The organism is Geodermatophilus sp. SYSU D01176, assembly GCF_054050015.1.
This window is the reverse complement of sequence record NZ_JBJGYN010000041.1, coordinates 24078-45702: the sequence shown is the minus strand read 5'-3', so window position 1 is coordinate 45702 and position 21625 is coordinate 24078. Positions and strand designations below refer to the sequence as shown.

The following is a 21625-nucleotide window of genomic DNA, read 5'->3' as shown; positions in this document are numbered from 1 at the left end:
GCGGTCATCGCGTCGAACTCCTGAAGGACTGTGAGAGGTCTCCCAGAAGATCACGCGGTGGCCGCCTCGACGTTCAGGGCCCGCTACTCACCGGGCCGTCGCACACCACCCTGGTGGACGCCACTCAGGCGCGGAAGGTGAGCGCGAGAGCTCACCCGATGACCCACCCGCTCACGCTGATGCGCGACCTGCGGTTTCACTGCTCTGAACAGCGCTCTCGGGTCCCGCTCGCCGAGGATGCCGGAGGAACCGATGCGGGTGCACCCAGCCGCGCCAAGCGTCCTACCAGCGAGAACAAATGAACAGACCGTCGAGGCAGAGGGCAAGCACAGCGCTCACTTGCCGGACAACCCGGCCACATGCCGATTCGCCTTGACGCCTACGCCCTCTGTCCGGCGAAACCTGCGAGCCGCCACCAAGGTGCCCCCAACGACCGAGCTCTACCTACAGCCAGCGGTCCGGTACTTGCCCCAGTGGCTGGCCGCGCAGGGGCCGCTCGAAGTCACCCATGGGGACGGGCGCCTTGGTGTGCCCCGACTCCGGGGGCCAGGGGACACACCAAGGCGCCCGCCTGACGGGGGTCACGTCACCGGCCCCGTTGATGGAGGAAAGGGCCAGGCGGGCTCTGCCGGTGCGGTCGCTGAACGGCTTGGCCATGAGGGTCCCCGACCTGCCACGCCGCTCTGCCAGCACGCTGAGCAGGTACCGCAGGGTGACCACCCGGTCGGCGGTCGAGAGCGCGTCGGCGTCGGCGTCGGCGAAGGCCTGCTCGAGCCGGCCCGGGTCAGGCCACCGGGCAGTCACCCCCGGGCGCGGTGTCAGCCACCATCTGCGCCAGTCGTCGCAGGAGCTGGTGGCCCGACCAGTCACCGACCTCGAGGCGTCGGGTCAGCAAGGGCGGGTCGCCGCAGCCCGCCAGCGGCACGTCGTCCTGGACGTCCTGGTGAAAGGCCACGTCGAAGCGACTGGCCAGCACCTCGGCGAGCACTCCCTGCACCCGGGGATCGTTCGTGCGGTCCCCGCCGTAGGCACCGAACGGGTAGGCGAACGCCACCGGTTCGACCCCGGTGTTCTCCTCGATGGCCCGCCGTGAGGCATCCAGGTCGGCACTGAGCCGCTCCCGGTACTCGGCCAGCGTCTCGTTCGGCCGCAGACTGGTCAGCGCGGGCAGTCGATGGCCTCCCGCGGCACCCTGCTCGTGGTGGAGGCCGGCGGTGTGCGACTGGATGTCCCACCGGCCGGTCGCAGCGAGGTCAGCGATCGTCTCCCAGCCTTCGTAGTACAGCCCCCGCCGGGAGGCCTCGTCGGTGATGACGAACATCGTCGCGGGCCAGCCCGCGTCCGCCAGGACCGGGTCCGCCCACAGGAATGCGTCGGTTCGGCCGTCGTCGAACGTGATCATCACTGCGTTCGGCGGCAGCGCCCGTTCGCCACGGCGGGCGGCGGCGAAGTCGGCGGCGGTGACGGGGTTCAGGCCGGCGGCTCGCATCGCCGCGAGCTGGTCAGCGAATGCCTCCACCGGGACGGTGAACCGCTGCTCACCGTTGCCGGCGCCCAGACCGTGGTAGACGAGGACGGCGACCTTGCCGGACCAGGACGGCGCGGTTGCCTCGTACCGGGCGGACACCGCGTCGGTCAACCGCGGGAGCGACGGTGGCGCGATCTGCACCCGTGCTTGCGCGGCCAGCAACTGCCCCTCGGGGGTCAACTGCCCGTAGGCCACCATGGGGACCATCGAGAGCGGGATCGCCAGCACGCCGATGAGGACCTGACGCAGCGAACGACGGCCGCCGCCGTCCCTCCGGGCGGAGCGACTCATGCGTCCGACTCCACGAGGTCACGATCGTCGCTGGTCACGTGTGGGACGAGCGGTGTCCCAGGGAGCAGATCTGTGACCCGCTGTTGATCGACCGGCCGGTGTTCGACCGTCGAGTCACGGGTGCCCCACCGGGTGTCGCGCATCGTGAGCACGCCCCAGTACGTCTGGAACACCAGAGTGGTCATGTAGAGGGCGACGAACGTCATCCCGTGGAACCAGAGCCCGTCGCGTCGCACGAAGGCGTAGTACAGCGAGTACAGGACCGCCATCGCGTAGGACCCCACAGCGTAGAACCAGAAGGTCCCCGCGCCACCGGCCACTCCAGACCACACGGCGTGGACGACGACGACCGGCGCGAAGAGGGGGAAGCCGATGCTGGCGTAGGTGAACAGCGCCGCCAGCGGGTTCTTGCGCCAGAAGTAGCGCACGACGTACAGCGACTCGCGCAGCCACGACTTCTTCCACCGCAGCTGCTGGCGCAGGAATCGGCGCAACGAGTCCGGCGCAACCGTCTCGGCGCGGGCCGTCGACTGATACACCACTCGATGCGTCTGCAGCACCCGGTTCGTCAGCGCCCTGTCGTCCCCGAACGTGGCCGGCCGGCCGAGAAAGGTCTGGAACTCCCAGTCGTGCAGGAACGGGGTGAGCACGTCGCGGCGGTACGCGGCGCAACATCCGGAGGCGCAGATGACGGTCCCGGACAGCAACGACTCCGTGCCCTTGATGATGCGGAAGGCGGCGTAGTAGCGGACCTGCTGCATCTTGGTGATCCATGTGGCCTGCCGGTTCTTGACCTCGGCGTGCCCGACCACGCCACCGACCCGGTCATCGGTGAACGGCGCGACGAGATGGACCAACGCATCGGCACGGAGGTAGGAGTCGGAGTCCACGAAGACGAGGACGTCCCCGTCGGACCGGCGGATGCCCTCGGCCATCGCCGCCCGCTTGCCGTAGTTGGCGTTCAGGTCCACCGCCCGAACCGGCGGCCAGCGCGCCTTGGCGGCCACGATCTGCGACCAGGTGCCATCGGTGGACCCGTCGTTGACCACCACCACCTCGACCCGCTCGGGGGGATAGTCCGCCCGCACGATCGACTCGATCGTGCCGAGGATGCCGTCCTCCTCGTTGAACGCAGGGATGATCACACTGACGCGCGGGCGGTATCCGCTGTCCTTCGTAGGCCGGTAGAGCAGCGCGAGCGCGAAGCGACCGAGCACGTAGCACAGCACCGCGATGGAGTAGCTGGCGAAGAGCGGATCCCGCGTCAGGCTGGCGATCGTCAGCTCCCGCGCCATCCAGATCGCGTAGAGGATGGCGACGGCGTATCCGAGGATCACCACCCTCAGCGCGGAGCCGAGCGAGGCGTCGAGATGCTTCACAGCAGGACCAGCCGTCCGGCGTCCACGGCGTCGGTCCGGTTCCGGAGACGGCCGGTGGCGTCCAGCAGCCGCGGTGCCGCGTCGAGGACGGCGTCGTAATCGAGGCCGCGGTGGTGGGTGAGGAGCACCACGAGGTCGCAGTCGGCGATCAGGTCCGCGGTGGCGTCGTCGGAGACGAACGTCCGGCCGGCGAGGCGGATCTGACGGATGTGGGCGTCGGTGTACGACAACTCGGCCCCGCCACGCAGCAGCCGCTCCGCGACGATGACCGCCGGGGACTCCCGAGCGTCGTTCACGTCCGGCTTGTAGGCCATGCCGAGGACGTGGATCCGAGCGCGGCGCAGCGGTTTGCCCATCTCGCCGAGCACATCCCGGACCCGGCTGACGACGTGCGCCGGCATGCGGTTGTTGACGGCGCGGGCGTGCTCGATGAACCCGATGCCGTACCCGAGCCGCTGCTCGGTGCGCCACGACAGATAGCTCGGGTCGACCGCGATGCAGTGACCGCCGACGCCGGGACCGGGCCAGAACGGCATGTAGCCGAACGGCTTGGTGGCCGCGGCGTCGAGCGAGGCCCAGAGGTCCACACCGAGGTCTGGAGCGATCGTGGCCAGCTCGTTGACGAGGGCGATGTTGACCTGCCGAAACGTGTTCTCGATCAGCTTGGCCATCTCCGCCTCTCGTGGGCCACGGGTGGTGACGACCTCGTCCACGACGGTCGCGTAGAAGGCGGCCGCGAGTGCGGTGCACGACGATGTGAGCCCACCGACGACCTTCGGGGTGGCGCTCAGCGTGTGCGTGGATCCGGGATCGACCCGTTCGGGCGAGAACGCGACGGCGAAGTCGCAGCCGGCGCGAAGGCCCCCGCGCTCGAGGAGCGGAACCAGCAGCTCGTCCGTCGTCCCTGGGTAGGTGGTCGACTCGAGGACGACGAGGGCACCGCGGCGCAGGACCGGCCCGATGGCGGCACCGGCCTGCTCGACCAGCGACAGGTCGGGGGAGCCGTCCCGAAGGGGGGTCGGAACGGCGATGAGGATCACGTCCGCGTCGCCCGCCGCAGCCGGGTCGGTGGTGAAGCGCTCGGTGGACAGCGGAGCCAGGTCGGCGTCAGTCAGATCGCTGATGTAGCTGCGACCCGACCGCAGGGCCACGACCTTGTCCGGCACGGCATCGATCCCGATCACACCGAATCCGGCCCGGGCGACGGCCAGGGCGAGGGGCAGGCCGACGTAGCCGAGCCCGACGACGGCCACGGTGGCGGTGCGCTCCGTGATGGCTCTGGCCAGGCCGGCCAGCGGGTCCGAGTGGGTCAGGGGCAGGTCGGTGGGCGCGGCAGTGGACATACGGACAACAGCTCCTCGTCACCGGCGGGCTGAGGCGCCCGCGACGTGCCATGGCCGAGCGGCGATCGCGCGGCCATGTCTGTGGCACCGCGGACGGCACCACCTGGCAGGGCCGATGTAGCCGTTGTTGCGTTGAGTATACTTTCAGTTACCGAACGTCACCCTGGTGAGGCATGTATCGGACCTGATCGGGGGACGGTCGTCGTCCTCCGGCACCTACTCGTAGCGGCGCCTCCCCGGGGGCGACCGCCTGACCCGCCCGTAGGGGCGCTTCACACCCGAAGACTGTGCGATCTCAGCGCGGCGCGTGGGGCTGCTGCAGGAGGACAGGAGCTCCGGGCCCTCCATCAGCCGGTTCGGTGCAGGAGCCGCCTTGCCGCGGAAGGACTGGAGACCGGAACGGCCGCCCGGACCGGCCGGACGAGGACCAGCAGCAGTCGACGGGCTCGTCCCCGGAAGGACCTGCGGAAGTCGCGTCGGGACGTCCCGACGGTCGTCCGGCGTGACTCGAGCGACCTCCTCACGAGCCGGCCCCCGTCACCCGGTCCCCAGCGTGTGCGAATGGTGGCCCGGTCGAGCGTCGTGCCTCGGCCAGCACGGATCCCGTGGGCAGCGTCGTGGGTTCCTGCGCGGATCCCAGGGGCGAGAACCCGCCCGATAACTCACCCGCTCACGCCCATGCGCCACCTGTAGTTTGCCGCTCTGAACAGCGCTTTCCGGTTTCGCACCCCGAAGGATGCCGGGCGAGCCGATGCGGGTGCCGCCCAGCCGGGCCAGGCGCCCCACCAGCGAGGACGGCTGCGGCGGGCTGCTCAGCCAGAACCCGGGTCAGCTGCCCATCGATCTCGAGCTCGGTCGAGCGGTCACCGCACGCGTCGACGGTGAGATCGGGCGACCAGCCAGGTCGACAACCCGACCGCGGGCAGGGTTCTCCCGTCGACGGCGGCGGATCACCTCCGGCCCGTCCCAGGTCGGCGCGCCCCCTCGATCTTGACTCGTTCCAGAGAAGATCCCAGGATGGGCCTGTGCCGGACACCGCCGACCTCGAACGTGCACTGCGCGCGGCGGGTCTGCGGGTCACCCGCCCGCGCCTGGCGGTGCTGGACGCCGTCCACGCGCATCCGCACGTCGACACCGAGACGCTGATCGGCGCCGCCCGCGCCCGCGTGGGTGCGGTGTCACACCAGGCCGTGTACGACGTGCTGCGCGCTCTGACCGACAGCGGGCTGGTGCGGCGCATCCAGCCGGAAGGCTCGGTCGCGCGCTACGAGGCGCGGGTCGGCGACAACCACCACCACCTGGTCTGCCGCTCCTGCGGCGCCATCGCCGACGTCGACTGCGCCACCGGTGTCGCGCCCTGCCTGACCCCCTCCGACGACGGCGGCTTCGTCATCGACGAGGCCGAGGTCATCTACTGGGGCCGCTGCCCCACCTGCGCCGCACGCCCGTCCGCTCCCTGATTCCCCGACAGATCCGCAGCACAGAGAGGCACACCGTGAAGGACGAGACCAACAAGGTCCAGACCGAGAGCACCAGCGAGAGCGAGAACCCGGCGATCCCCTCGCCGGAGGCGCACACCGGGGGGCGCCCTCGCACGAACCGGGACTGGTGGCCGAACCAGGTCGACCTGTCGGTGCTGAACAAGCCCTCGAAGGACTCCGACCCGCTGGGTGAGGACTTCGACTACAAGGCGGCCTTCGCCGAGCTGGACGTCGAGGCGGTCAAGCGCGACGTCGTCGAGGTCATGCGCACGTCGCAGGACTGGTGGCCGGCCGACTGGGGCCACTACGGCCCGCTGTTCATCCGCATGTCGTGGCACGCCGCCGGCACCTACCGCATCGCCGACGGCCGCGGCGGCGGCGGGCAGGGCGGCCAGCGCTTCGCCCCGCTCAACAGCTGGCCGGACAACGCCAACCTGGACAAGGCCCGCCGCCTGCTGCTGCCGATCAAGCAGAAGTACGGCCGCAAGCTCTCTTGGGCCGACCTGCTCGTGCTCGCCGGCAACGTGGCGCACGACGACATGGGCCTGCCGACCTTCGGCTTCGCCTTCGGGCGCGAGGACACCTGGCAGCCTGAGGAGGTCTTCTGGGGTCCCGAGGACACCTGGCTCGGCGACGAGCGCTACACGGGCGACGACCCGCTGGACCTCGACGAGGGTCCGCTGGCGAACGTGACCATGGGCCTCATCTACGTCAACCCGGAGGGCCCGAAGGGCAAGCCGGACCCGCTGGGTTCCGGGCACGACATCAAGCAGACGTTCCGCCGCATGGGCATGACCGACGAGGAGACCGTCGCCCTGATCGCCGGCGGTCACACGTTCGGCAAGACCCACGGCGCGGGCAACCCCGAGCTCGTCGGCCCGGAGCCCGAGGGCTGCCCCGTCCACGGCAACGGCCTCGGCTGGATCAGCCAGCACGGCACCGGCAAGGGCGCCGACACCATCACCAGCGGTCTCGAGGGCGCCTGGACCCCGACGCCCACCACCTGGGACCACTCCTACTGGGAGACGCTCTTCGGCTTCGACTGGGAGCTCGTCGAGAGCCCGGCGGGCGCCAAGCAGTGGCAGCCCAAGAACCCCGAGGCGCAGGAGCTCGTGCCCGACGCGCACATCGAGGGCAAGAAGAACCCGCCGATGATGTCCACCGCGGACATGGCCCTCAAGGTCGACCCCGAGCTCCGGGCGTACGCCGAGCGGTTCCGGGACGACCCGGAGTACTTCGCCGACCAGTACGCCCGCGCCTGGTTCAAGCTGCTCCACCGTGACATGGGCCCGAAGGTCCGCTACCTCGGCCCCGACGTCCCGGCCGAGGACCTGATCTGGCAGGACCCTGTCCCCGCCGTCGACCACGAGCTCGTGGGCGAGGCCGAGATCGCCGACCTGAAGCAGCGCCTGCTGTCCTCCGGGCTGACCGTGTCGCAGCTGGTGCACACCGCCTGGTCCGCCGCCGCGTCCTACCGCGGCACGGACAAGCGCGGCGGCGCCAACGGCGCCCGGATCCGGCTCGAGCCGCAGATCGGCTGGGCGGCCAACGCCGGCGTGCAGGACGTGCTGCCGGTGCTGGAGCGGGTCAAGGGCGAGTTCGAGCAGCAGACCGGCGGGAAGGTCTCGCTCGCCGACCTGATCGTCCTCGGCGGCAGCGCCGCCGTGGAGAAGGCGGCGGCGGACGCGGGCGTGCCGGTGACCGTGCCGTTCCACCCCGGCCGCACCGACGCCTCCCAGGAGCAGACCGACGTCGACAACTTCCGCTGGCTCGAGCCGCGGGCCGACGGCTTCCGCAACTGGATCGCGCCGGGCAGCAAGCTCGCGCAGGAGACGCTGCTGGTCGACCGGGCCTACATGCTGGAGCTCACCGCCAAGGAGATGACCCTGCTGGTCGGTGGCCTGCGGGTCCTCGGTGCCAACACCGGCGGGGTGCAGCACGGCGTGTTCACCGACCGGCCGGGCGTCCTGTCGCAGGACTTCTTCCGCAACCTGCTCGACCTGGGCATCTCGTGGCGGACCGCGGTCGAGGGCGAGGGCGTCTACGAGGGGCTGGACGCCGACGGCAACGTCGTGCGCACCGCCACCGCGGCTGACCTCGTGTTCAACTCGAACTCGGTCCTCCGCGGCATCGTCGAGGTCTACTCGGCCGACGACGCGAAGGAGAAGTTCGTGCGGGACTTCGCCGCGGCGTGGGTCAAGGTCATGGAGCTCGACCGCTTCGACCTGCGGTAGACACCGCCTGTCCGGACGCCCCGGCCCGCATCCCGCGGGCCGGGGCGTCCGCGCGTCCGGCTGGGTCCGCCGAGGGTGCGCTGCCCGGGCTCCCGGTGGTGAGCAGCCCGGACCGACGCGCTGGAGAGGCGCAGTCATCGTCTCGGCTGGGATCATCAGCGGGGTGTGCACTGTGGTCGTCCGGTGGGCCGAGGGCGCGCCCACGGCGATCCTCGCCCTGCGCGACGAGCTGACCAGCCGCGCCTTCGACGACCCAGGTGCCTGGTGGCCGGAGTTCCCGGGCCTCGTCGGCGGCCGGGACCGCACCGCCGGAGGGACGTGGTGCGCGACCCGGGTCGCCACCGGCGTCACCGCGCTGGTGCTCAACCGGCCCCAGAAGCGCGACGCCGACCCGGGCGCGCCCAGCCGCGGGGTGCTGCCGCTGCTCGGTGCGGTGCACGAGGAGGACTGGCTCGGACACGTCCGACTCGACGGCATGGCCAGCTTCCTGCTGGTGCTGGCCGCGCCGGACCGCCTGGTCACCTGGGACTTCGACGGGGCGCAGCTCACCACCACGCACCACCCCGCCGGCACGTGGATGGTCACGTCCGGTGGGCCGGAGGACCTCAAGTCCGACCGCTTCCTCCCCGCCTTCGTCACGTCCGAGTTCCCCGACGGCTGGCGGCGGCTCACGGCGAAGGAACCACCGCAGGACGACCCCGGCGCACTGGTGGTGCGCCACCAGCAGGACGGACTGGTCTACGCCACCGTCTTCGGCCAGCTCATCGAGGCCGCGCCGGGACGGCTGCACCTGGAGCACAGCCGACGGCCGTGGACCGGCGAGCCCTGGGAGGTGCTCGACGTGGGCTGACGCTCGGACGGCCGCCGGAGGACGGCCGTGCGTCGGGAAGAGGCAGGAGAGCAGCCCGCCCACCGGGCCCGTGTCGTCGTCGGGGGTCCCCCTGCTCGATCGGCCCGGCTGCGCCGTCGGCAACGCCCCGTCGTTCCCGCACCTGGGTGCTCATCCGCCGGCTCGGCGAGGACACCCGGCGAGGTCACGGAGCCAGGAGTCCGCCCCGCGGGCGAGGCGCGCCGACCCGCCGGACCGTCAGCCGACGTGCACGGAGTCGCCGACCGAGACCGTGCCGGGCTCGACCACCTCGCAGTACAGGCCGAAGGTCGCACCCACGCCGAGCTCGCTGGCCCGTCGCCCGCGGTAGGCCGTGATCAGCCGGAGCGTCTGCAGGTCGACGGCACCGGACGCCGGATCGCGCGTGGTCGCCGCGCAGCGCTTGACCGGGCCGCCGCCGCGCAGCACCGCACCGCCGATGCGCAGGAGCGTGCCGCCCCACGAGTCCTCGAGGTGCGGCTCTCCGCCCGAGAACTCGATGAGCATGCGGAAGCGCCGTGGATCGACCGCGGCGAGGCCGGACCGGCGAGCGAGCTCGGCGACGGAGCTGCTGCCGAGGATCGTCGCGGGGTGCACGTCGTAGGCGGACTGCCGGGCCTGCACCAGGCGCACCCGCTTGCCGAGCAGATCGGAGAAGAAGGTGCTCCACCGCGGGTCGGCGACGACGTCCGCAGCGATCGTCCTCAGCCCCCACATGTCGGTGTCGACGGCGGCGCCGGGATCGACACTGCCCGCGCACAGCACCTCGTCACCGCGGACGACCTCGAGGCGGCGGCTGCGCTCGTTGAACCGCGCCGCGAGCGGCAGCAGGTCGGCGTTGGCGGTGCAGCTCTGGATCCGCCCGTCGTCGTCGACGAGGTAGAAGCGCCGGTCACCGGCGGCGCCGTGCGCCGTCAGCTCGATCGAGGACGGATGGGCCAGCGAGAGCCCCTTGATCGGCGTGGTCGACAGGCGGACGACGCCCAGTGCGGCCGGCATGCGCGCACCCTGCCACGCGCGTCGCCGTGCGACAGTGGCAGGCCAGTAGGGTCCCGGCCATGGGCAACCCCGAGGACGTCAGGGGCAGCTCCGTCTCCTCGGTCGAACGAGCGGTGGCCGTCCTGCAGGTGCTCCGTCGCCTCGGCGCGGCCGCCGTCTCCGAGATCGCCGCCGAGGTGGGCCTGCACAAGTCCACGGTCTCCCGGTTGCTCAGCACCCTCGAGGCGCGCGGCATGGTCGAGCAGAGCGGCAGCCGGGGGCGCTACCGGCTCGGGTACGGCGTGGCGCAGATCGCCGCGGGTGTCGCCGGACGGCACGACCTGACGGTCATCGCCCGGCCGGTCTGCGAGGAGCTCGCGCGAACCGTCGGCGAGACCGTGAACATCGTCGTCCCGGACGGTCGTGAGGTCGTCAGCATCGACCAGGTCATCGGCGCCTCCGCCGTCACGACGGTGAACTGGGTGGGTCAGCGCAACCCGCTCCACGTCACCTCAGCCGGCAAGGTCTTCCTGGCCTGGCTCCCGCCCGAGCGGCTCGAGGAGGTGCTGTCCGACGGCCTGCAGCGGTACACCGAGCACACCGTGGTGGACCCCTCCGAGCTGCGTGCCCAGCTGGCCGACGTGCGCAGGCGCGGGTACGGGTCCACGCGCGACGAGTACGAGATCGGGCTGGCGGCGGTCGCCGCGCCCATCCGCAACGCCGACGGCGAGGTCGTCGCCGCCGTCGGCGTCTCGGGCCCCACGTTCCGGCTCGATCCGACCGCGCTCCCCGCCATGGCCGGGCGCGTCGTGGCGGCCGCGGCCGAGATCTCCGAGCGCAACGGTTCGCCGCGCGCCTGACCGCGCCGGCACGGAGCACGATCAGCAGCGACACGGTCGCCAGGCATTGACAGCCGGACGGCGCTGTCGCCATGCTTGTCCCGTCTAGAACGCCGGTTTCGCGATGCGAGACAGCGAGCCGGGCACATCCCCAACGCCTTCCCGTGCAGGAGGAACGCCGTGACCACGAGCATCGAGAAGCCGGCGGCAGCAGACGTCGCCTCCCTGGTGCAGCGGCGGCCGGTGGGCTACAGCCTCGAGGCGCCCTTCTACACCAGCCAGGAGATCTTCGACCTCGACGTCGACGTCATCTTCGGCCGGCACTGGCTGTTCTGCGCCGCCGAGGCCGAGCTGCCCGACGCCGGCGACTTCATCACCGTCGACGTGGGCCCGCACTCGGTGATCGTCGTCCGGGACGACGACGAGAACGTCCGGGCGTTCCACAACGTCTGCCGCCACCGCGGTTCGCGGCTGCTCGACGCGCCCTGCGGGTCGGTCGGCAACGTCGTCTGCCCGTACCACCAGTGGACCTACCGCGTCGACGGCGAGCTCGTGTACGCGGAGTCCCAGCCGCCCACCTTCGACCGCAGCAAGTTCGGCCTGCGCCCGGTGAACGTCCGCACCGTCGGTGGCCTCATCTTCATCTGCTTCGCCGACGAGCCGCCCACCGACTTCGCCGAGGTGGCCGACTTCATCGAGCCGTACCTGACGCCGTACGACCTGAAGAACGCCAAGATCGCCCACCAGACGGACACCGTCGAGAGCGGCAACTGGAAGCTGGTGATGGAGAACAACCGGGAGTGCCAGCACTGCGACGCCTCGCACCCCGAGCTCGTCACCGCCTACTTCCCGCTCTTCGGCTACACCGAGGCCGACATCACCCCGCGCCTGCGGCCGGTCTTCGACCGGTACCAGGCGGCCGAGGCCGCACTCGACTCGGCCTGCGCGGTCGCCCGGTTCCCCCGCGAGACCCGGCGCGAGCTGGACAACCGCCCGACCGGCTTCCAGCTCTCCCACGCCCCGCTGGACGGAGAAGGGGCCTCGTTCAGCCCCGGCGGCCGGCCGGTGTGCACGAAGCTGATGGGCTCCATCGGCGAGGCCGCCTTCGGCGACCTGTCCCTGCACACGCAGCCGAACGCGTGGTTCCACTTCCTCAGCGACCACGCCGTGGTGTTCCGGGTCCTCCCGCTCGCGCCGGACAAGACCCTCGTCCGCTCGACGTGGCTGGTGCACCCCGACGCGGTGGAGGGCGTCGACTACGACGTCGACTCGCTGACCGCGGTGTGGCGCGCCACCAACGACCAGGACCGCGTGCTCGTCGAGGGCACCCAGCGGGGCGTGTCCAGCCCGGGCTACGAGCCGGGCCCCTACTCGCTGGTCGAGGACGACGTCGAGGCGTTCGTCAACTGGTACATCGGCCGCATCCGCCCCCACGTCTCGCTGTGACCGTGACCGAGCTGCCGTCCGGCACCGTGGAGTGCTGGGCGGACTCCGACGTGGCCGAGCTGGTGTGCTGCTCGGTCCAGGACGTCACCCACGACGTGAAGAACTTCGTGTTCGCCGCGCCGGAGGGCCGTTCCTTCGAGTTCGAGGCCGGGCAGTTCCTGACCCTGCAGCTGGAGGTCGGAGGGGAGGCGGTCAGCCGCTGCTACACCGTCTCCTCTCCCCCGACCCGGCCGCACCGGCTGGCGATCACCGTCAAGCGCGTCCAGGGCGGACCGGTCTCGAACTGGCTCCACGACACCGTCCGACCCGGCACCCGGGTCACCGCTCTCGCCCCGGTCGGTTCGTTCACGATGACCGACCGGCCGGCCGGCAAGTACCTCTTCCTGTCGGCCGGCAGCGGCATCACGCCGCTGATGTCGATGACGCGGACGCTGTTCGACCTCGGGTCGGACGCCGACGTGCTGTTCGTGCACAGCGCGCGCACACCGGCCGACATCATCTTCCGGCGCGAGCTCGACGCCATGGAGACGGTGATGCCGAACCTGCGGATCGTGCACGTCTGCGAGAGCGACTACCCGTCGGACCGGTGGCCGGGGCTGCGCGGCCGGCTCTCCGCCGCGCACCTGCAGTCGCTGGCTCCCGACCTCGCCGAGCGGGTGACCTTCACCTGCGGCCCCGCTCCCTACATGTCCTCCGTGCGCCGGATCCTCGACTCGCTCGGGTACGACCTGCGCAACTACCACGAAGAGAGCTTCACGTTCGGTGAGCTGCCCGCCGCCGACCGGGAGGCGGTGGCCGCCGAGTCCGACGGCGGCGCCTCCGGGGCGGACGGCGGGACCGACGGCGGGCAGCCGGCCGGGGCCACCTTCACGATCGAGTTCACCCGCAGCGGGCGCACGGTCACCTGCGGAGCCGACCAGTTCGTCCTGGACGCCGCCTTCGCCGCCGGTCTGCGACCGCCGTCGGCGTGCAGTCAGGGCATGTGCGGCACCTGCAAGACCACCCTGGTGTCCGGCGACGTCGACATGCAGCACAACGGCGGCATCCGGCCCAAGGAGGTCGCGCAGGGCAAGGTGCTCATCTGCTGCTCGCGACCGCTCAGCGATCTGGTCATCGACAGCTGAGTCATCGCGGTCGGAGCGCGGCGAGGAACCGCTCCCCCGCCGGGGACGTCCCGGTGGTCGGCCAGGCCGCGCGCACGGTGCTCCGGTGGTCGCCGGCGATGGCGACGGCCCGGACGGCTGTGGGCATGAAGGTCGAGACCGACTCCGGCAGCACGGTGAAGCCCAGGCCCGCGGCGACGAAGCCGAGCGCGGTCTCCTGGTGCACCACCCGGGCCCGGACCGCCGGAGACGGGAGGCCGGCGAAGACCGGCCGGATCTCGTCGAGGTAGCCCGGCATGTCGGCGGAGGGGAACGAGATCATCGGCTCACCGCTGAGTTCCTCGGGCGTCACCACGTCGCGCCGGGCGAGCGGGGAGTCGGCCGGCAGGCAGGCGACCAGGCGCTCGGAGTAGATGTGCTCGGTCGGCAGGCCGCCCGGGGCGGCGCCGCGCAGGATGCCGAGGTCGAGGTCGCCGTCGTGGAGGCGGTCGACCTGTGCGGCGCTGGTCAGCGGCAGCAGGTCCAGGTCCACCAGCGGAGCGGCGTCCCGGAACCGGCGCACCGCGTGCGGCAGCACCGAGTAGCTGGCGGAGCTGACGAAACCGACGCGCAGGCTGCCCGCGGAGCCCTCCGCCACCTGTCGCAGGCCGGCCACCGTCGAGTCGACCCGCGCCAGGATGTCGACGGCGCGGCGGTACAGCTCGGCTCCCACCGGTGTGAGCCGCACGCTCCGGGTGGTCCGGTCGAACAGCCGGTGCCCCACCTCGCGCTCGATGCGCTGGATCTGCGCGCTCAACGGCGCCTGCGACATGTGCAGCCGCTGGGCGGCCCGGCCGAAGTGCAGCTCCTCGGCCACGGCGACGACGCTGCGCAGGTGCCGGAGTTCCACCCACCGATCATATCGACCAACGATGTGAATCCCACCTGTATTGGTATTGGACGGGAGCACAGTCTGTCGTCTTGACTGGGTCCGACCACCTCGCCCCGGGAGAAGGCACGGATGAACACGGAGCAGTCCCGATTCGTCGTCGTGGGCGCCGGCCTGGCCGGGGCCGCCACCGCCTGGCAGCTCGCCGCCGCAGGGCACGACGTGACCGTCGTCGAGCGGGGGCGCCCGGCCGATCCGGCCGGCAGCTCGCACGGCTCGGCCCGGATCTTCCGGCACGCCTACCCGTCGGAGCTGTACACCCGGCTGGTGCGGCGCAGCCGCGCCCTGTGGTCCCTGCTCGAGTCGCTCAGCGAGAGGCAGCTCATCACCCCGACCGGGTCGCTGGACTTCGGCACCCTGCGCGAGCCCGACCAGCTGGCGCGCACGCTCGAGCGGGTCGGCATCGAGCACGAGCTCCTGGACCCCGACCAGGCGGCCGCGCGCTGGCCGCAGTTCGCCTTCGACAGCCCGGTGCTGTGGCACGCCGACGCCGGCGTCATCGACGCCGAGAACGCGGTGGGCAGCATGCTCGGGCAGGCGCAGGCGCACGGCGCCCGCCTGGAGACCGGATGGGAGCTGGACTCGGTCCGCCGGACCGCGACCGGCTACGACCTGAGGAGTCGCGACGGCCGAGCTCTGGACGCCGAGCGACTCGTCGTCGCGGCCGGCGGCTGGCTGCCGCGGCTGCTGGGCTCCCTGGGCCTGCCGGGCAGCTTCCTCGACCGGTTCCCCGCCCTGGAGGTGCGCCAGGAGCAGGCGTACCACTTCCCCTACCTCGACGACTCCGGTGGCGAGGCCTCGATCCCGTGGCCGACGTTCATCCACAAGTCCGAGGCGATGCAGACCTACGGGCTGCCCGGTGGCCGCGACGCGGACTTCCGCGGGCAGAAGGTGGCCGAGTACAACGGCGGCAAGGTGCTGCCCTCGGCGGCCGATCAGGACGGCACCGTCAGCGCGGCCAACCGGGAGCGGGTCGTCGAGTACGTGCGCCGGCACCTGCCGGGGGTCGCGCCCCAGTCGTACGCGGAGACCACGTGCATCTTCACCAACACGCCGACGCAGGACTTCGTGCTCGACCGCTGCGAGGGGATCACCGTGCTCTCGCCGTGCTCCGGTCACGGCGCGAAGTTCGCGCCGTTGATCGGCGCCCACGCCGCCGCGACGGCCGCGGCGAGCGGGGACGAGGCGGGGCGCGTCCTCCTCCCGGAGGAGTGGCTGGTGCGCGCGGCATGAGGGCCGTCGACCTGATGGCGGGCATCCGCGACGTCGGGCGCGACCCCCTCCGCGGGGGCTACAGCCGGCCGGTCTTCTCCGACGCCGAGCTGTCGCTGCGCGACTGGTTCGTCGAGCAGGCCGAGCGCCTCGACCTCGAGGTGGAGACCGACCGCAACGGGGCCCTGTGGGCGTGGCAGGACGTGCCCGGCGCGCCGCGCCGGAACGCCGTCGTGACCGGCAGCCACCTCGACTCCGTGCCCGGCGGCGGCGCCTTCGACGGTCCGCTGGGCGTCGCCTCGGCACTCGCCGCGGTCGCCCGGCTCCGGGCGCAGGGCCACTCCCCCACCCGGCCGATCGCCGTGGTGGTCTTCCCGGAGGAGGAGGGGTCCCGCTTCGGGCTCGCCTGCCTGGGCTCGGGACTGATGGCCGGCACCGTCGACCCGGGTCGGGCGCTGGGCCTGCGGGACGACGACGGCACCAGCCTCGCCGACCTCGCCCGGCGCAACGGGCTGGACCCCGACGCGATGGGGCCCGATCCCGAGCGACTGGCCGCCATCGGCGCCTTCGTCGAACTGCACGTGGAGCAGGGCCGCGGGCTGGTCGACCTCGGGTCACCGGTTGCCATCGGCACCAGCATCCTCGGCCACGGCCGGTGGTCGCTGCGGCTGGACGGCCAGGGCAACCACGCGGGCACCACGCTCATGGCCGACCGCCGTGACCCGATGACCGCGGCCGCCCGGGTGGTCCTCGCCGTCCGGGACGCCGCCTGCGGCGTGCCGGACGCCCGCGCCACCGTGGGCAAGCTCCGGCCGGTGCCGGGCGGCTCGAACGTGATCGCCTCGTCGGTGCGGCTGTCGCTCGACGTCCGTCATCCCGACGACGGGGTCGTGCGGGACCTGGTGAGGACGATCGGCCGGCGCGCCGAGGAGATCGCCCTCGACGAAGGCTGCTCGAGCACGCTCACCGAGGAGTCGTACAGCCCGACGGCGCACTTCGACCCGAGGCTGCGGGACGAGCTGTCGACCGCCCTGCCGTCGGCTCCGCTGCTGCCCACCGGGGCGGGTCACGACGCCGGCGTGCTCGCGCCGTTCGTGCCGACCGCGATGCTGTTCGTCCGCAACCCCAGCGGCGTCTCGCACGCCCCCGACGAGCACGCCGAGGACGCCGACGTCGAGGCCGGCGCCGAGGCCCTGGCTCGGGTGCTGACCCGGCTGACCTGAGCCCTGCTCAGGGGTACAGGCCGCGGCGCAGGTGTGCCTCGGCGACGCGCTTGACGGCGAGGACGGTGGCCGCCTGGCGCAGCGTCAGCGAGTAGTCGGCGGAGGTCTCGAGCACGTCCCTCCAGGCCGCCGCCATCCGTGCCCGCAGCCGCTCCTCGACCTCGGCCTGGGTCCACCAGTACGCCTGGTTGGCCTGCACCCACTCGAAGTAGGACACGACGACCCCGCCGGCGTTGGCGAGGATGTCGGGCACGACCAGGACGTCGCGGTCGTCCAGGATCTCGTCGGCCTCCGTCGTGGTGGGGCCGTTGGCCCCCTCGACGACGACCTCGGCCCGGACCCGGGCGGCGTTCTCCCTGGTCAGCACGCTCTCCACCGCCGCCGGCACCAGCAGGGTGACGTCCAGGGTGAGCAGCTCGGCCGGGTCGAGCGGCTCCGCCCCGGCGAAGCCGACGACGGTGCCGGTGCGCGCGCAGTGGGCACGGAGGGCCTCGACGTCCAGCCCCGTCGCGTTGTGGACGGCGCCGAAGCGGTCGCTGACCGCTCGGACCGTGACGCCGGCCTCGGCGAGGTACCCGGCGGCGTCCGCCCCCACCTTGCCGAAGCCCTGGACCGCCGCGGTGCAGCTGCTCAGCGGGATGCCGCGGTGCGCGAGAGCGAGGCGCGCGGCCTCGAATACGCCGAGCGAGGTCGCCGACGGCCGGCCTCGCGACCCGCCGAGGCTGAACGGCTTGCCCGTGACCACCCCCGGCACGGTGTAGCCCTGGGAGACGGAGTAGGTGTCCATCACCCAGGCCATCGTGGTCTCGTCGGTGCCGATGTCGGGGGCGGGGATGTCGCGCTCGGGCCCGATGATCGGCAGGATCTCGCTGGTGTAGCGCCGGGTCACCCGCTCGAGCTCGCGGCGCGAGTACCGGCTGGGGTCGATGGTGACCCCGCCCTTGGCGCCCCCGTAGGGCAGGTCGACCAGGGCGCACTTCCAGGTCATCCAGATGGCCAGCGCGCGCACCTCGTCGAGGCTGACGTCGGGCGAGTAGCGCAGGCCGCCCTTGGCCGGCCCCCGGGCCAGGTTGTGCTGCACCCGGTAGCCGGTGAGCACCTCGTACTCGCCGCTGTCCCGGCGCAGGGGCACGCACACCCGCAGCTCCCGGCGCGAGCTGGCCAGCATGTCGTGCAGGCCGCGGTCGTAGTCGAGCACCGACACCGCGTGGGCGAGCTGGCTGCGGGCGTCCTGCAGCGCCTGGTTGCCTGCGGTACCGGCGTCCGGACCGGGCGGGCGGACGGGCAGGTCGGTGGTGGCCGAGGGAGACATCGTCGTCGGTGCTCCAGGTTTGTCCGGGCGGCGGGTGTGGTCAGCGCGCGAGGTAGGGATAGGTCCAGTCGGTCGCGGGGCTGAGGTTCTCCTTGATGAACCGCGGCGAGATCCACCGCTGCAGCGCCAGCCGCGACCCGGTCTTGTCGTTCGTGCCCGAGCCGCGGCCGCCACCGAAGGAGACCTGGCCCATGAGGGCGCCGGTGGGCTTGTCGTTGACGTAGGTCATGCCCGAGGCGTTGCGCAGGACGTCCAGCGCCGTCGAGATGGCCCTGCGGTCGGCGGCGAAGACCGACATGGTGAGGGCGTAGTCGCTCGTGGCGTCGACGGTGCGCAGCACCTGCGCCCAGTCGCCGTCGTCGAACACGTGGACGGTCAGCATGGGCCCGAAGAACTCCTCGCACATGCTGAACGCCGACGGGTCGGTGCTGGTGTAGAGGGTCGGCCGAACGAACCAGCCAGTGTCGGTGTCGGTGGTGCCGCCGGCCAGCAGCGTGTGGGTGCCGGTGGCCTCGGCGCGGTCGAAGGCGTCCTGCAGGCGACGAGCGGCCGTCTGGTCGATGACGGCGCCGACGTACGTCTCGTGGCGGGTGGGGTCGCCGACCGGCAGGGACCGCACGACGTCGACCAGCTCGTCGGAGATCTTGTCCCAGATCGAGCGGGCGACGTAGGCGCGCGACGCCGCCGAGCACTTCTGCCCCTGGTACTCGTAGGCCGACCGCACCAGCGCGGTGCGCACCGCGTCCGGGTCGGCGGACGGGTGCACCACGACGGCGTTCTTGCCCCCGGTCTCGCCGACGAGCCGGGGGAAGGAGCGGTAGGCGTCGATGTTGGTGCCGACGGCCTTCCAGAGGTTCTTGAACACGGTGGTGGAACCGGTGAAGGACAGCCCCGCGAAGTCCCGGCTGGCGACGGCGGTCTCCGCCACCAGCTGGCCGGATCCGTTGACCACGTTGATGACGCCGGGCGGCAGGCCGGCCTCCTCGAGGACCCGCATGCTCACCTCGCTGCTGAGCGCGGACTTCTCCGAGGGCTTCCAGACCACCGTGTTGCCCATGAGCGCGGGCGTGGAGGGCAGGTTGACGCCGATCGCGGTGAAGTTGAACGGCGTCAGCGCCAGCACGAAGCCCTCGAGGGGCCGCTGGTCGAGGGTGTTGATGTCGCCCGGCAGGGACGCCGGCTGGTCGGCGTAGATCTGCTGCGCCAGGTGGGTGTTGTAGCGCATGAAGTCGGCGAACTCGCAGGCCGCGTCGATCTCGGCCTGGTGGAAGGTCTTGGACTGCCCCACCATCGTGGTGGCGACGAGCTCGTCCCGGTACTTGCCGGCCGCCAGGTCGCCCGCGCGCAGGAAGATCGCCGCGCGCTCCCACCACGGGGTGCGCGACCAGGACGCCTGGGCGTCGAGGGCCGCCTCGATCGCCGCCTTCGTCACGTCCTCGTCGGCCTCGGCCAGCCGGCCGACCACGCTGCGGTGGGCGTGCGGCTCGACGACGTCGGTGCCGGCGCCGGTGAACCGTCGCTCCCCGGCGATCACGTGCGGGATCTCGGTCACGGTCGACCGGAGTTCGGCGATCCGCACGGACACGGCGGCGGACTCCGGCGAGCCGGGCCGGAAGTCGCGGACGGGCTCGTTGACGGGCGCGGGCACCCGGGGGTTCGCGGCGACGCTGGTCATGGGGGTCCTTCTCTCGTCCTGGGCCGGGGCCCAACGGTTGGGGGTTGGAACGGCCCCCTGCGGGGTCCTTGGATGGCGGGGAGCAGGGGGTCCTTCCTCAGGCGATCTCGGTCTCGAGCCGCCGGCGGGCGGCCTCGACCGACTCCTGGGTGATGCGCACGGCCAGGCCGGTGTCGCGCGCGGCGAGCGCCTCGATGAGCAGGCCCTGCGGCCGCCACAGGGAGGTGTCGTGCTGGTGGAGGGCGGCCCGGGCGCCGATCACCTTGTAGGCGCGGCACTGGCTCCACAGGGTGCTGATCGTGTCGGACAGGACCTGGTTGCCGCCGCGCCGGTACAGGCACGACAGCAACGCCTCGTCCTCGTCGAGGGCGTCGTGGATGCGGTGCTCGACCACCGCCCGGTACATGCGGTTGCCGGCGGCGCGCATGTGCTCGAGGTCGTCGTCGGTGACGGCCGCCGCGCCCTGCCGGGTCGCCTCCACCTCGAGGAGTGCGCGGACCTCGTAGATGTGGATCAGCTCGCGGGTCGTGAACTCGCGCACGCGGGCGCCGCGGTGGGGGTGGCTGACCGCCAGGCCGGTGCGGACCAGCCGGGCGACGGCCTCGCGCACCGGCATGACGCTGGTGCCGAACTGCTCGGCGAGCTCGCGCACCCGCAGCCGACTCCCGGCGGCGCGCTCGCCGGTGAAGATCTGCTCGGCCAGGGCCTCGTGCACCCGGTCGGCCAGCAGCGTCGGCACGACCTCGAGCCGGGCCGGTGCACTCACCTGCTGACGACCGAGCGCAGGAAGAGCAGCAGGTTCGCCGGCTTCTCCGCCATCCGGCGCATGAGGTAGGGGTACCACTGCTCGCCGTAGGGCAGGTAGACGCGCACCCGGTAGCCCTCGCGGACGAGCTGCTCCTGCAGGGGACGGCGCACGCCGTGCAGCATCTGGAACTCGAAGTCCCGCTTGCCGATCCCCAGCTCGGCGGCAGCCCGCTTCACCTCGTCGATGCAGGCGTCGTCGTGGGTGCCGAAGGCCGGGTCGGGCAGGCGCTGCAGCGCCCAGCGAGCCAGGTACCTGTACTGGGCCGTGACGTCGTCCCGGTTGCGGATGGCGAGATCCGGCCGCTCGTCGAACGCTCCCTTGACCAGGCGGATCTTCAGCGGCGCGCCGCCGAAGTCGGCCAGGTCCTGCAGGGTGGAGCGCATGCAGGCCTGCACGGCCAGCCGGGTCTCGGGGTACTCGGCGTGGATCCGGCGGACGATGGCGAAGGTCTCGCGGCCGGCCGAGCTGTGTTCCATGTCGACCTCGACCTCGCTGCCGCGCTGCCGTGCCGCCTCCAGCAGCCGGCGGAGGTTGGCCTCGCACTCGGCGGGCGACAGCGTGACGCCCAGCTGCGACAGCTTGACCGACAGCGTCGAGTCCTTGGTCCTCGTCACCATCTGCTCGATGGCGCGGAGGTACTCCTCCGTGGCGCGACGGGACTCCGCGAGATCGGTGACCGACTCACCGAGCAGGTCGAGGCTCACCTGGATGCCGAGCTCGTTGAGCTGCTCGGTCACGGTCAGCGCCTCGTCCAGCGTCGTGCCGGCCACGTAGCGCTGCACGATGGGGCGGGTGAGCCGGCTCGAACTCGTCACCTTCTCGAGGGTCTTGTTCTCCGAGGCGGCGAGCAGAAGGCGGTTCGGCATGGTTCCTCCGGGGATCCGCAAGGGCGGTTCGCATGTGACGCGCTGCACTTAAACCTAATCTGTGATCACACATCACACAAGACCCTGCATCCAGCCGCCTCGAAGTCGGCC

Annotated in this window: 19 protein-coding genes; 9 read left to right on the top strand and 10 right to left on the bottom strand. The window is 72.0% G+C overall.

Features of this window, described 5'->3' with window-relative positions; all coding sequences use genetic code 11:
- A partial coding sequence (locus tag ACI78Z_RS19050) for a hypothetical protein (protein WP_457038111.1) occupies nt 1-302 on the top strand: 302 nt, incomplete at its 5' end.
- 142 nt (nt 303-444) lie between these two features.
- On the opposite strand, the gene ACI78Z_RS19045 is transcribed toward ACI78Z_RS19050, so the two are convergent.
- Genes ACI78Z_RS19045 through ACI78Z_RS19030 form a run of 4 tightly spaced genes read right to left on the bottom strand, consistent with a single transcriptional unit; the run spans nt 445 to nt 4541 of the window.
- Nucleotides 445-804 carry a hypothetical protein gene (locus ACI78Z_RS19045; RefSeq protein ID WP_457038110.1) on the bottom strand — a complete coding sequence of 120 codons (360 nt, stop codon included), beginning with the start codon at nt 802-804 and terminating at the stop codon, nt 445-447.
- Nucleotides 785-1819: a polysaccharide deacetylase family protein gene (locus tag ACI78Z_RS19040; RefSeq protein ID WP_457038109.1), complete on the bottom strand. Its 1035-nt coding sequence runs from the start codon at nt 1817-1819 to the stop codon at nt 785-787. The genes ACI78Z_RS19045 and ACI78Z_RS19040 overlap by 20 nt, the downstream gene beginning before the upstream one ends.
- The gene (locus ACI78Z_RS19035; RefSeq protein WP_457038108.1) at nt 1816-3198 is read right to left on the bottom strand and encodes a glycosyltransferase; all 1383 of its coding nucleotides are present in this window, start codon (nt 3196-3198) and stop codon (nt 1816-1818) included. Before ACI78Z_RS19035 ends, ACI78Z_RS19040 begins: the two co-directional genes overlap by 4 nt.
- Nucleotides 3195-4541, bottom strand: coding sequence for a nucleotide sugar dehydrogenase (locus ACI78Z_RS19030; RefSeq protein WP_457038107.1), 1347 nt, complete (start codon nt 4539-4541; stop codon nt 3195-3197). Before ACI78Z_RS19030 ends, ACI78Z_RS19035 begins: the two co-directional genes overlap by 4 nt.
- Nucleotides 4542-5566: 1025 nt before the next feature.
- On the opposite strand from ACI78Z_RS19030, the gene ACI78Z_RS19025 reads away from it, so the two are divergent.
- The 3 genes from ACI78Z_RS19025 (at nt 5567) to ACI78Z_RS19015 (ending at nt 9106) form a co-directional block, all read left to right on the top strand.
- Nucleotides 5567-6001, top strand: a complete 435-nt coding sequence (locus tag ACI78Z_RS19025; protein ID WP_457038106.1) for a Fur family transcriptional regulator — start codon at nt 5567-5569, stop codon at nt 5999-6001.
- A 35-nt stretch (nt 6002-6036) separates the two neighbouring features.
- Entirely contained in the window at nt 6037-8256 is a 2220-nt protein-coding gene (katG, locus tag ACI78Z_RS19020; RefSeq protein WP_457038105.1) for a catalase/peroxidase HPI, read from the top strand.
- 163 nt (nt 8257-8419) lie between these two features.
- Nucleotides 8420-9106, top strand: coding sequence for an NRDE family protein (locus tag ACI78Z_RS19015; RefSeq protein WP_457038104.1), 687 nt, complete (start codon nt 8420-8422; stop codon nt 9104-9106).
- A gap of 237 nt (nt 9107-9343) precedes the next feature.
- Here ACI78Z_RS19015 and ACI78Z_RS19010 read toward each other — a convergent pair whose 3' ends face one another.
- Complete coding sequence (locus tag ACI78Z_RS19010) at nt 9344-10123, bottom strand: MOSC domain-containing protein (protein WP_457038103.1); 780 nt, start codon at nt 10121-10123, stop codon at nt 9344-9346.
- 59 nt (nt 10124-10182) lie between these two features.
- Here ACI78Z_RS19010 and ACI78Z_RS19005 point away from each other — a divergent pair, with 59 nt between their 5' ends.
- The 3 genes from ACI78Z_RS19005 to ACI78Z_RS18995 all read left to right on the top strand — a co-directional run bounded on the left by ACI78Z_RS19005 (nt 10183) and on the right by ACI78Z_RS18995 (nt 13511).
- Nucleotides 10183-10962, top strand: a complete 780-nt coding sequence (locus ACI78Z_RS19005) for an IclR family transcriptional regulator (protein WP_457038102.1) — start codon at nt 10183-10185, stop codon at nt 10960-10962.
- A gap of 159 nt (nt 10963-11121) precedes the next feature.
- On the top strand, nt 11122-12387 hold the full coding sequence (locus ACI78Z_RS19000) for an aromatic ring-hydroxylating oxygenase subunit alpha (RefSeq protein ID WP_457038101.1): 1266 nt from the start codon (nt 11122-11124) through the stop codon (nt 12385-12387).
- A gap of 2 nt (nt 12388-12389) precedes the next feature.
- Complete coding sequence (locus tag ACI78Z_RS18995) at nt 12390-13511, top strand: FAD-binding oxidoreductase (protein ID WP_457038100.1); 1122 nt, start codon at nt 12390-12392, stop codon at nt 13509-13511.
- A 1-nt stretch (nt 13512) separates the two neighbouring features.
- Here ACI78Z_RS18995 and ACI78Z_RS18990 read toward each other — a convergent pair whose 3' ends face one another.
- Nucleotides 13513-14379, bottom strand: coding sequence for a LysR family transcriptional regulator (locus ACI78Z_RS18990; protein ID WP_457038099.1), 867 nt, complete (start codon nt 14377-14379; stop codon nt 13513-13515).
- Nucleotides 14380-14490: 111 nt separating this feature from the next.
- Between ACI78Z_RS18990 and ACI78Z_RS18985 the strand changes: the two genes are divergently transcribed.
- Entirely contained in the window at nt 14491-15651 is a 1161-nt protein-coding gene (locus ACI78Z_RS18985) for an FAD-dependent oxidoreductase (RefSeq protein ID WP_457038098.1), read from the top strand.
- Nucleotides 15648-16853, top strand: a complete 1206-nt coding sequence (locus ACI78Z_RS18980; protein ID WP_457038097.1) for an allantoate amidohydrolase — start codon at nt 15648-15650, stop codon at nt 16851-16853. The genes ACI78Z_RS18985 and ACI78Z_RS18980 overlap by 4 nt, the downstream gene beginning before the upstream one ends.
- Nucleotides 16854-16860: 7 nt before the next feature.
- On the opposite strand, the gene ACI78Z_RS18975 is transcribed toward ACI78Z_RS18980, so the two are convergent.
- From ACI78Z_RS18975 to ACI78Z_RS18960, 4 genes are all read right to left on the bottom strand, one after another.
- Nucleotides 16861-18165: a Glu/Leu/Phe/Val family dehydrogenase gene (locus tag ACI78Z_RS18975; protein WP_457038096.1), complete on the bottom strand. Its 1305-nt coding sequence runs from the start codon at nt 18163-18165 to the stop codon at nt 16861-16863.
- Between the two features lie 40 nt (nt 18166-18205).
- On the bottom strand, nt 18206-19840 hold the full coding sequence (pruA, locus tag ACI78Z_RS18970; protein ID WP_457038095.1) for an L-glutamate gamma-semialdehyde dehydrogenase: 1635 nt from the start codon (nt 19838-19840) through the stop codon (nt 18206-18208).
- 97 nt (nt 19841-19937) lie between these two features.
- Nucleotides 19938-20606, bottom strand: coding sequence for a GntR family transcriptional regulator (locus tag ACI78Z_RS18965; RefSeq protein ID WP_457038094.1), 669 nt, complete (start codon nt 20604-20606; stop codon nt 19938-19940).
- On the bottom strand, nt 20603-21514 hold the full coding sequence (locus ACI78Z_RS18960; protein WP_457038093.1) for a proline dehydrogenase family protein: 912 nt from the start codon (nt 21512-21514) through the stop codon (nt 20603-20605). Before ACI78Z_RS18960 ends, ACI78Z_RS18965 begins: the two co-directional genes overlap by 4 nt.
- Nucleotides 21515-21625 lie beyond the last annotated feature (111 nt).

Bases quoted from the DNA above. Each gene is read 5' to 3' on its own strand.
- ACI78Z_RS19040 (WP_457038109.1), bottom strand. From the start codon at position 1,819: ATGAGTCGCTCCGCCCGGAGGGACGGCGGCGGCCGTCGTTCGCTGCGT.
- ACI78Z_RS19030 (WP_457038107.1), bottom strand. From the start codon at position 4,541: ATGTCCACTGCCGCGCCCACCGACCTGCCCCTGACCCACTCGGACCCG.
- ACI78Z_RS19010 (WP_457038103.1), bottom strand. From the start codon at position 10,123: ATGCCGGCCGCACTGGGCGTCGTCCGCCTGTCGACCACGCCGATCAAG.
- ACI78Z_RS19005 (WP_457038102.1), top strand. From the start codon at position 10,183: ATGGGCAACCCCGAGGACGTCAGGGGCAGCTCCGTCTCCTCGGTCGAA.
- ACI78Z_RS18985 (WP_457038098.1), top strand. From the start codon at position 14,491: ATGAACACGGAGCAGTCCCGATTCGTCGTCGTGGGCGCCGGCCTGGCC.
- ACI78Z_RS18980 (WP_457038097.1), top strand. From the start codon at position 15,648: ATGAGGGCCGTCGACCTGATGGCGGGCATCCGCGACGTCGGGCGCGAC.
- ACI78Z_RS18975 (WP_457038096.1), bottom strand. From the start codon at position 18,165: ATGTCTCCCTCGGCCACCACCGACCTGCCCGTCCGCCCGCCCGGTCCG.
- pruA (WP_457038095.1), bottom strand. From the start codon at position 19,840: ATGACCAGCGTCGCCGCGAACCCCCGGGTGCCCGCGCCCGTCAACGAG.
- ACI78Z_RS18960 (WP_457038093.1), bottom strand. From the start codon at position 21,514: ATGCCGAACCGCCTTCTGCTCGCCGCCTCGGAGAACAAGACCCTCGAG.